This window comes from Phenylobacterium sp. (genome assembly GCF_036501465.1).
Classification (GTDB): Bacteria; Pseudomonadota; Alphaproteobacteria; order Caulobacterales; family Caulobacteraceae; genus Phenylobacterium.
This window is the reverse complement of sequence record NZ_DASYAF010000056.1, coordinates 1-9,061: the sequence shown is the minus strand read 5'-3', so window position 1 is coordinate 9,061 and position 9,061 is coordinate 1. Positions and strand designations below refer to the sequence as shown.

Annotated in this window: 9 protein-coding genes; 8 read left to right on the top strand and 1 reads right to left on the bottom strand. The window is 69.7% G+C overall.

Going from position 1 to position 9,061, the window contains the following annotated elements; translation table 11 throughout:
* Window positions 1-566: 566 nt before the first annotated feature.
* The 6 genes from flgK to VGL85_RS05860 all read left to right on the top strand — a co-directional run bounded on the left by flgK (window position 567) and on the right by VGL85_RS05860 (window position 7,515).
* Window positions 567-2,681: a flagellar hook-associated protein FlgK gene (gene flgK, locus VGL85_RS05885; protein WP_331586978.1), complete on the top strand. Its 2,115-nt coding sequence runs from the start codon at window positions 567-569 to the stop codon at window positions 2,679-2,681.
* Window positions 2,682-2,703: 22 nt separating this feature from the next.
* Entirely contained in the window at window positions 2,704-3,642 is a 939-nt protein-coding gene (locus tag VGL85_RS05880; protein WP_331586976.1) for a flagellin, read from the top strand.
* A gap of 71 nt (window positions 3,643-3,713) precedes the next feature.
* The gene (locus VGL85_RS05875) at window positions 3,714-4,721 is read left to right on the top strand and encodes a serine hydrolase domain-containing protein (protein ID WP_331586974.1); all 1,008 of its coding nucleotides are present in this window, start codon (window positions 3,714-3,716) and stop codon (window positions 4,719-4,721) included.
* A 38-nt stretch (window positions 4,722-4,759) separates the two neighbouring features.
* A complete protein-coding gene (gene mnmA, locus VGL85_RS05870) occupies window positions 4,760-5,944 on the top strand; it encodes a tRNA 2-thiouridine(34) synthase MnmA (protein WP_331586972.1) in 1,185 nt (394 codons plus the stop codon).
* 37 nt (window positions 5,945-5,981) lie between these two features.
* Window positions 5,982-6,173 (top strand): hypothetical protein, encoded by a 192-nt coding sequence (locus tag VGL85_RS05865; protein ID WP_331586970.1) that lies wholly within the window; start codon window positions 5,982-5,984, stop codon window positions 6,171-6,173.
* Between the two features lie 151 nt (window positions 6,174-6,324).
* Complete coding sequence (locus tag VGL85_RS05860; protein WP_331586968.1) at window positions 6,325-7,515, top strand: acetyl-CoA C-acyltransferase; 1,191 nt, start codon at window positions 6,325-6,327, stop codon at window positions 7,513-7,515.
* Window positions 7,516-7,519: 4 nt separating this feature from the next.
* Here VGL85_RS05860 and VGL85_RS05855 read toward each other — a convergent pair whose 3' ends face one another.
* Window positions 7,520-8,212 (bottom strand): DUF3617 domain-containing protein, encoded by a 693-nt coding sequence (locus VGL85_RS05855; protein WP_331586966.1) that lies wholly within the window; start codon window positions 8,210-8,212, stop codon window positions 7,520-7,522.
* A gap of 90 nt (window positions 8,213-8,302) precedes the next feature.
* Between VGL85_RS05855 and VGL85_RS05850 the strand changes: the two genes are divergently transcribed.
* A complete protein-coding gene (locus tag VGL85_RS05850; protein ID WP_331586964.1) occupies window positions 8,303-8,584 on the top strand; it encodes a GNAT family N-acetyltransferase in 282 nt (93 codons plus the stop codon).
* A 47-nt stretch (window positions 8,585-8,631) separates the two neighbouring features.
* A partial coding sequence (locus tag VGL85_RS05845) for an acyl-CoA thioesterase domain-containing protein (protein WP_331586962.1) occupies window positions 8,632-9,061 on the top strand: 430 nt, incomplete at its 3' end.

Here is a 9,061-nt window from a genome sequence, read left to right as displayed (position 1 = left end):
GATGGCCGCTCGCCGATACGCCCGAACTGCCCGACGCACCCGTGGCCTGGCCCGCGCCGGCGGGGCCGGGGGCTGGAACAGGTGCGGGGTTCATCGCGACAGCGGACATACGCGGGCTTCGCCTGGCTTGAGGGAGGAGCGTCTGGCGCCTGCTGCGCCGGAATCATTCGGACCCTCTGGAGCAACCTTCGCGCCAACTTGGCATAATGCTGATTTTGCTTGGGAAACAGGCGTTCCAGGGCCTGCCGCCCACCCAGGGGAAGAGCGGTTTTTGCCGAGCCGAAGCGGCGCCTGTGGACGTTTCCTGCCGCGTTGGGATCGCCGCCCAGCCCACCCAGATCAGCCGGCCCCACACGCGCCTTCACGCGCGCGGGGGCGTGCCTTTCCAGGGTCTGTCCGAACTGGCGCCGGTCTTGCGACTTGGGACGTGAGCTCACCGGCCCTCGGAAGGGGTCATGTTGAAAACAAAGAAGATTTCCCGGCCCGTCGCGCGGGCGTTAGCCATCCCCCCGGCAGAATCCGCCGGGTCGCGCGTCATCCTTTGCCGGGCGGAGTCGTAAGACGCCATGACCCTTTCAAGCGCCCTTCAGATCTCGACGTCGGGATTGCAGGCGGCCCAGGCCGCCCTGACGGCGATCTCGGACAACATCTCCAACGTCAACACGCCCGGCTACACGCGCAAGACCGTCGTGCAGCAGCAGCAGGTGGAGGCCGGCGCCGGCGCCGGCGTGCAGGTTGTCGGGGTCAAGCGCGTCACCGACCAGTACCTGCAGGCCGCCAGCCTGTCGGCCGGCTCGGACGCGAGCAGCGCCAACGTCTATTCGCAGTTCCTCGACAACGCCCAGACCCTGTTCGGCGACCCGACCTCGGACGACTACTTCTTCAACATGCCGGACCAGATCTCGGCGGCGTTCGCGTCGGCGGCCAACGACCCCTCCTCGGCGCTGCTGCGCGGCCAGGCGGTGACCGACGTCCAGAACTTCCTGAGCGACGCCGACCAGATCAACACCCAGGTCAGCCAGCTCCAGTCGAGCGTCGACGCCAAGGTCACCGACGACGTCAACCAGGTGAACAGCCTGCTGTCGCAGATCGATTCCCTGAACACCGACATCAGCCGCGCCCAGGTCAGCGGCGGCGACGCCACCGGTTCGCAGAACATCCAGAGCCAGCTGGTCAACCAGCTTTCCACGCTGATGAACGTCAAGGTGAACAACCTGCCCAGCGGCGGGGTGACGGTGCGCACCGCCGACGGGGTGCTGCTGGCCGGTGGCGGCACGGGTCCCTCGACGGTCAACTACAACAACAGCGGCACGACGCCCGGCTATCTCAGCGTCACCACCGGCGGCGCCAACTCCGGCCCGCAGCCGATCGCCCCAGTCAGCGGTGAGCTCGGCGGCCTGCTGTCGCTGCGCAACGACAAGCTGCCGGGCATCTCCGACCAGCTGGGCGAGTTCGTCTCGCGCACGGCCCAGGCTCTGAACGCCGCCAGCAACGCCTCGACGGCCTCGCCGCCGCCGTCCACGCTCACCGGGCGCAACACCGGCCTGGACCTGCCCACGGCGCTGAGCGGCTTCTCCGGCCAGTCGACGGTGGCGATCACCGACCCCAACGGCGTCGTGCAGAAGACGGTGGCCATCGATTTCACCAACGGGACGATGAGCGTCAACGGCGGGCCGACCAGCGGCTTCACGCCCGCGAACTTCCTCACCAGCCTGAACACGGCGCTGGGCGCCTCCGGCTCGGCCAGCTTCGCCAACGGCCAGCTCAGCATCTCCGCCGCCGGCTCCAACGGCGTGGCGATCGACGAGGGGACCTCGCAGAAGGCCGGCCAGGGCTTCTCCCAGTTCTTCGGGCTGAACGACCTGATCACCTCGACGGGGATCTCGACCTACGACACCGGCCTGTCGTCTTCCGACCCCAACGGCTTCACCCCCGGCAGCACCATCACGCTGCAGGTCTCCACCGCCGACGGCAAGCCGCTGCAGCAGGTGACGGTGGCCGTGCCGCCGGCCGGCAACCCGAGCGTCGGCGACCTGGTCAACGCGCTCAACAGCAGCTCCACCGGCATCGGCATCTACGGGTCCTTCACCCTGGACGCCCAGGGCGGGCTCGCCTTCACCGGCAACGCCCCGCAGAACGCCACGGTCAGCGTGGTGGCCGACAACACCCAGCGCGGCGCGGGCGGCCCCTCATTCAGCCAGCTGTTCGGCGTGGGGCAGGTGGCGCGCGCCGCGCGCGCGTCCAGCTATCAGGTCAATCCGGCCATGGCCGCGGACCCGACCAAGCTGCCGCTGGCCACCCTGAACCTGGGGGTGGCGGCAGGCCAGTCGGCGGTCGCTCCCGGTGACGGGACCGGCGCCTTGGCCTTGGCGCAGGCCGAGCAGAACAGCATCCTGTTCAAGGCGGCCGGCGACCTGGGCAACGTCTCCATGACGCTCAGCAACTACGCCGCCCAGTTCGGCGGCTCGCTCGGCCGCGACGCCGCCACCGCCGCGAGCAACGCCAGCAGCGCCACCGCGGTGCAGACCGAGGCCGACGCCAAGCGCGCCTCCGTCGAGGGCGTGAACCTCGACGAGGAGCTGGTGAACCTGACCACCTATCAACAGGCCTATTCGGCCAACGCCCGCATGATTCAGGCGACCAAGGATCTGTTCGACGTCCTGAACAGCCTGATTTCCTGACTGAGATCCAGAGGACCGAACCATGGTCGATCGCGTTTCCACCGCCGGCGCCTATTCCGCCATCCTGCAGAACCTGCTGCTGGCCGAAAACCAGCAGACCAACGCCGAAAACCGCGTCTCCTCCACCAAGAACGGCAACGACCTGAAGGCCTTCGCCACCCAGGCGGAGACCCTGACGGCGATGAAGTCGGTGAACACCCGACTGGTCTCCTACCAGGCGCAGAACAGTCAGGTGGCGGCCAAGCTGAGCACCCAGGACCAGGCGCTGACGGATCTTTCCAACACCGCCACCGACGTGCGCACGGCGATCGCCAACGCGCTCGCCAGCGGCAGCGGCGAGACGCTGATGCAGGAGATGCAGGATTCGTTTTCGGCCGCATCGAGCGACCTCAACACCCAGTACGACGGCAAGTACCTGTTCTCCGGCGGCCAGATCAACACCAAGTCCTTCAACGCCGCCCAGCTCACCGACCTGACGTCCGGCCCGGCGCTCTCGACCTTCTTCGGCAACGACAACTTCCAGACCCAGGCGAAGCTGGACGACAACACCACCGTCACCACCGGCCAGCTCGCCAGCAACCTGGCGACGCCGATGATGCAGGCCTTCCAGGCGATCCAGGCGTTCAACGACGGCCCCGGCGGGCCGCTCAGCGGCCAGCTCACCCAGGCCCAGCAGGACTTCCTGACCACCCAGATCCAGACCTGGACGCAGGTCGGCACCGGCCTGACGACCTCCACCGCCCAGAACGGCCTGACGCAGGCCCGGGTCAGCGACGTCCAGGCCAGCCTGACCACCCAGCAGAACTCGCTCACCGCGATGATCGGCAACATCACCGACGCCGACATGGCCAAGGCCGCCACCGACCTCAGCAACGCCCAGCTCTCGGTGCAGGCTTCCGCTCGGGTGCTGCAGGCGCTGCAGAGCGACAGCCTGATCAACCTGCTGCCCGCCACAGGCTGAGCCGACCGACTGGTCGGTAGATTTCGCGCGAAAACCCTGCGACGCTGGCGTCTCAAGTCTGGGAGGCGTCGATGTGGACACGCAGCTTTATCGCGGGCCTGGCGCTCGCTCTGGCCGTCGGGGCCGGCGCGGCGGCCGCACAGGGCTATGCAGGGGCCAACGACCCGGATTGCCGCAAGGCGCTCGACTATTCCGCCGCGCGCCGCGGCGCGGCCGTGCTGGTGCTGAAGGACGGCAAGCCGATCTGCGAGGGCTACGCGGGCGAGGGCGCGCCGGACCACGCCATGGAGACGGCCTCGGGGACCAAGAGCTTCGTCGGCGCCATGCTGGCCGCGGCGGTGCAGGATCGCCTGCTCGCCCTCGATGAACCCGTCGCCGACACTGTGACCGAGTGGAAGGCCGACCCGCGCAAGGCCAAGGTGACGATCCGCCAGCTGTTGTCGCTGAGCTCCGGCATGCCCAGCGAAGTGGGCCATCCGCCGACCTATGCCGACGCCGTCAAGATGCCGCTGACCGCCGAGCCAGGGACGAAGTTCCTTTATGGCCCGGCGCCCTACATGGCCTTCGGCGAGGTCATGCGCCGCAAGCTGACGGCCGCCGGCCAGCCGGGCGATCCCTACCTCTATCTGAAGCGCCGGGTGCTCGACCCGATCGAGCTGCATCCCGGCCAGTGGCGCAGGACGCCCAACGGCGACGCCCTGCTGCCGCAGGGCGCGGTGCTGAGCGTGCGCGAGTGGGTCAAGTACGGCGAGTTCATCCGCGCCGGCGGCAAGGCGGGCGGCAGGCAGATCGTCGACGCCGCGACGCTGAAGGCCGAGTTCCAGCCGTCGCCCGCCAATCCCGCCTACGGGATCACGTGGTGGCTACCCGCCAACAACCCCGGCGGCGTCCGCGCGCGGGAGGACTATTCGCGGGTCCCGAAGGACATGGTGATCGCCCGCGGCGCCGGCGACCAGCGGCTTATCGTCGTGTCGTCCAAGGGGATCACCGCCGCCCGGCTGGCGACCCCGCCGGGCCAGGGCCGGCCGGCCGGTCCCGCCTGGTCCGACATCGACTTCATCGGCTTCTTCATGCACTGACCTCGAAAAACCGGGCCCGAGGGGCTAGATAGCCGCCCATGAACGCCCCGGTGATCGATGCAGGAACCCTGAGCGACGGCCTGATCGCCGCCGCGCGGGAAGCCGTGGGCCTGCCGGCCGGGACCCGGATCGTGGCCGCCATGTCCGGCGGCGTGGACTCCACCGTCACCGCCGCCCTGCTGGCGCGCGCCGGCTATGACGTGGTCGGCGTCACCCTGCAGCTCTACGACCACGGCGCGGCGATCCAGAAGAAGGGCGCCTGCTGCGCCGGCCAGGACATCCACGACGCGCGCACGGCCGCCGAGAGCCTGGGCGTCCCGCACTATGTCCTCGACTATGAGAGCCGCTTCCGCGACCAGGTGATGGAGGATTTCGCCGACGCCTATCTGCGTGGCGAGACGCCGATCCCCTGCGTGCGCTGCAACCAGACGGTCAAGGTCCGCGACCTGCTGGACGTGGCCTGCGACCTCGGCGCCGAGGCCATGGCCACCGGCCACTACGTCCGCCGCGAACCCGCCGCCGCCGGCGCCCAGCTGCACCGCGCCGCCGACCCCGCCCGCGACCAGTCCTACTTCCTGTTCGCGACCACTGCCGAACAGCTCGCCTACCTGCGCTTCCCGCTGGGCGGGCTTCCGAAGCCGGCGGTGCGCGCCGCCGCCGCTGAGCTGGGCCTGGCGGTGGCCGACAAGCCGGACAGCCAGGACATCTGCTTCGTCCCCGAAGGCCGCTACACCACGGTGATCGACCGCCTGCGCCCGCATGGCGCCGAGCCCGGTGACATCGTCCACCTGGACGGCCGGGTGCTCGGCCGCCACGAGGGCGTGACCCGCTACACCATCGGCCAGCGCCGGGGCCTGAACGTCGCCGTCGGCGACCCGCTGTTCGTCACCCGCATCGATGCGGACGCCCGCCAGGTGATCGTCGGCCCGCGCGAAGCCCTGCTGACCCGCGCGCTGACGCTGAAGGAAGCCAACTGGCTGGGCGACGAGCCCTCGCTGGACGCGGCCTGCGCGGCGGGCCGCCCGGTGCTGGCCCGCGTGCGCTCCACCCGCGAGCCGGTCGCCGGACACCTGGCGATGGTCGATGGCCAGCCGGGCGTCGAATTCGACACCCACGAGGAAGGCGTCGCCCCCGGCCAGGCCTGCGCCCTCTACGCCCCGGAAGCCCCGACCCGCGTGCTGGGCGGCGGCTTCATCGCGTCTGCGGTGCGCGCGAACCTCTGACCGCGCCCGGCCGTTCTCCCGCGAAAGGAGACCTGTCATGGCCGAGAAGAAGAAGTGGATCGCCGGCGCGACCAAGAAGAAGGGCAAGCTGCACGAGGCGCTGCACGTGCCCAAGGACGAGAAGATCCCCGCCGCCAAGCTGCACGCCGCCGCCAAGAAGGGCGGCAAGGTCGGCAAGGAGGCGCGGCTGGCCGAGACCCTTAAGGGCCTGAACCACAAACACGCCTAGCCCAACAGGCCGTCATCCTCCGGTCAGCCGCAGGCTGATCCGGGGACCCAAACTGAAGCGCAGAATGGGGTGACACGGCTTGGGTCCCCCGGATCGCCACTTCGGGCGACCGGAGGATGACGGATATGGGGGTAAGGCCTATATGCGCCCCATGACCCAAGCCTCCGATCCCGTCGTCATCGCCAGCTACGCCCGCACGCCCATGGGCGGCTTCCAGGGGGTGTTCGCGCCCGTGAAGGCCACCGATCTCGGCGCGGCCGCCGTCCGCGCCGCGGTGGAGCGGGCCAAGGCCGATCCGGCCGCCGTCGAGCAGATCGTCATGGGTTGCGTCCTGTCCGCCGGCCTCGGCCAGGCGCCGGCGCGCCAGGCGGCGATCCACGCGGGCCTGCCGAAGTCGGTGGAGGCCACCACGGTCAACAAGATGTGCGGCTCGGGCATGCAGGCGGCGATCATGGCGCACGACGCGCTGGCCGCCGGGACCTGCGACATCATCGTGGCCGGCGGCATGGAGAGCATGACCAACGCGCCGTACCTGCTGAAGAACCACCGCGGCGGCGCGCGCATCGGCCACGACACCTCCTACGACAGCATGTACCTCGACGGGCTGGAGGACGCCTATGAGCCGGGCCGGCTGATGGGCTCGTTCGCCGAGGAGACGGCCAAGCAGTACCAGTTCACCCGCGAGGCGATGGACGCGTTCGCCATCTCGTCCCTGACCCGGGCCAAGGCCGCCACGGCGTCCGGCGCCTTCAAGAAGGAGATCGTCCCCTTCGAGGTGGTCACCCGCAAGGGCGCGGTGCTGATCGAGGACGACGAGCAGCCGGCCAAGGCGGACCCGGCCAAGATCCCGACGCTGAAGCCCGCCTTCGCCAAGGACGGCGCCATCACCGCGGCCAACGCCTCATCGATCAGCGACGGGGCCGCGGCCCTGGTGCTGACCCGCGAGAGCGTGGCCAGGAAGCTGGGGATGACCATCGTGGCCCGCGTGGCCGCCCACGCCGCCCACGCCCACGAGCCCGGCCTGTTCACCACAGCGCCCGTCCCGGCGATCCAGAAGTGCCTGAAGCGCGCCGGCTGGAGCGTGGACGACGTCGACCTGTTCGAGGTCAACGAGGCCTTCGCCGTGGTGGCGATGATCGCCGAGCGCGACCTGGGCATCGACCGCGACAAGTTGAATGTCAACGGCGGCGCCTGCGCGCTGGGTCACCCGATCGGGGCTTCGGGCGCGCGCATCCTGGCGACCCTGCTCGCCGCCCTGGAGGCCCGGGGCGGCAAGCGGGGCGTGGCCAGCCTCTGCATCGGCGGCGGCGAGGCCACCGCCATGGCGGTGGAACTGGCCTAGGCTGCTACTGCTTCTGTTCGGCCTTCATCTGCTTGGCCATCTCCAGGGCCTGCTTGCGCATGGCTTCCATCTGGGCGCGATCCATGTGGCCGCCGGCTCCGGCGAACGCCGGCTTGCCGGCCGCGGCGTCGAGCACATTGATCTTCATGCCGCCGGGCAGCGCCATGTCGCCGCCCTTCATGTCGGCCGGGCAGGGACCCTTCCAGGTCGCTTCCATCTTGACCTTATGCACCCCGTTGGCCTGCTGCATCGGCGAGCCCGAGGTCGTGGAGGTCATGTCCACCGTGTAGTGCGAGCCGAAGTCGCCGGACGCTTCGCCATCGGTGGTGACCGTGCCGCTTTCGCCCATGGCGCAGACGGCGTGGATGCTCCAGCCGCCGCCCAGGCGCGGGGTGATCTTCTGTTCGGAGCAGTCGGTCTTGCCGCCGCGCATCTGGCTGCCCCACACCTTCATCTTGGCGTCGGTCGCCGCGTCCAGGCACATGCTCATGGTCTGGTGGAACTGGTCGGACGAAACCGTCTGCTCCCACAGGCCGGCCTTGCGGCTGGGGAAGCCCATCGGCCCGGACGATGACGCCGACGCCGTCGCGGTGGTGTTGGCGGCCGTGCCGGTGGCCGCGGTGTCGGTCTTCTTCGAGCAGGCGCTGAGCGTCGCCAGGGCGGCGACGGTGGCCAGCAGGATCATTGAACGCTGCATCTTGAACCCTCCCATACGAACGCCAGTTACTGGTTGAGACTACGGTCAGGCGGTGAAGCTAGACGCGTATCGCTGTAAGGAGAACCTGTTATGTCGGAGTCCCGCGGTTCTGAGCTTCGCGACACCGGCGCCCGCTACGAGATGGACGAGCGGGGGCTGACTTCCTATGCCGACTACCGCCGGCAGGGCGGCGAGCTCTACATCGACTATGTCTATGCCCCGCCGGCGCTGCGCGGGACCGGCGCGAGCGGGCGGCTGATGGCGGCGCTCTCCGCCCAGGCGCGTGACCAGGGGCTGACGATCGTCCCGATCTGCGGCTACGCCGCCGCCTGGCTCAGCCGCAGCAAGGAATTCCGCGGCCTGGTCCGCTGAGCGCGAGAGCTTGATCGCCCCGGCTGGCGCCCTTACGCAGCTTGGCCATGGCGAACGAACCGTTTTTCATCCTCGAGGGGACGCATTACGTCCCGACCCCCGCCGCGCGCGGTCCCTGGAACCCCAACTCCCTGCATGGGCGAGTGATCGCGGGTCTGCTGGGCGCCGAGATCGAGCGGCTGCACGGCGACCCGGACTTCATCCCGGCGCGGCTGACGGTCGACATGTACCGCCTGCCGGACCTGTCGCCGGTGGAGGTCACCACCACCGTGGTCCGCCAGGGCAACCGCATCCGGGTGATCGACGCGGAGTTCATCTCCGGCGGGGTGAGCGCTGGGCGCGCCACCTGCCAGCTCCTCAAACGCACCGAGAACCCGGCCGGTAATGTCTGGAAGCCGGAGCCGTGGGACGTCCCGAAGCCGGCCGACATTCCGCCGCCGGCCGATGGCCGCGCGGGCATGGGCGGCATGTGGGCCA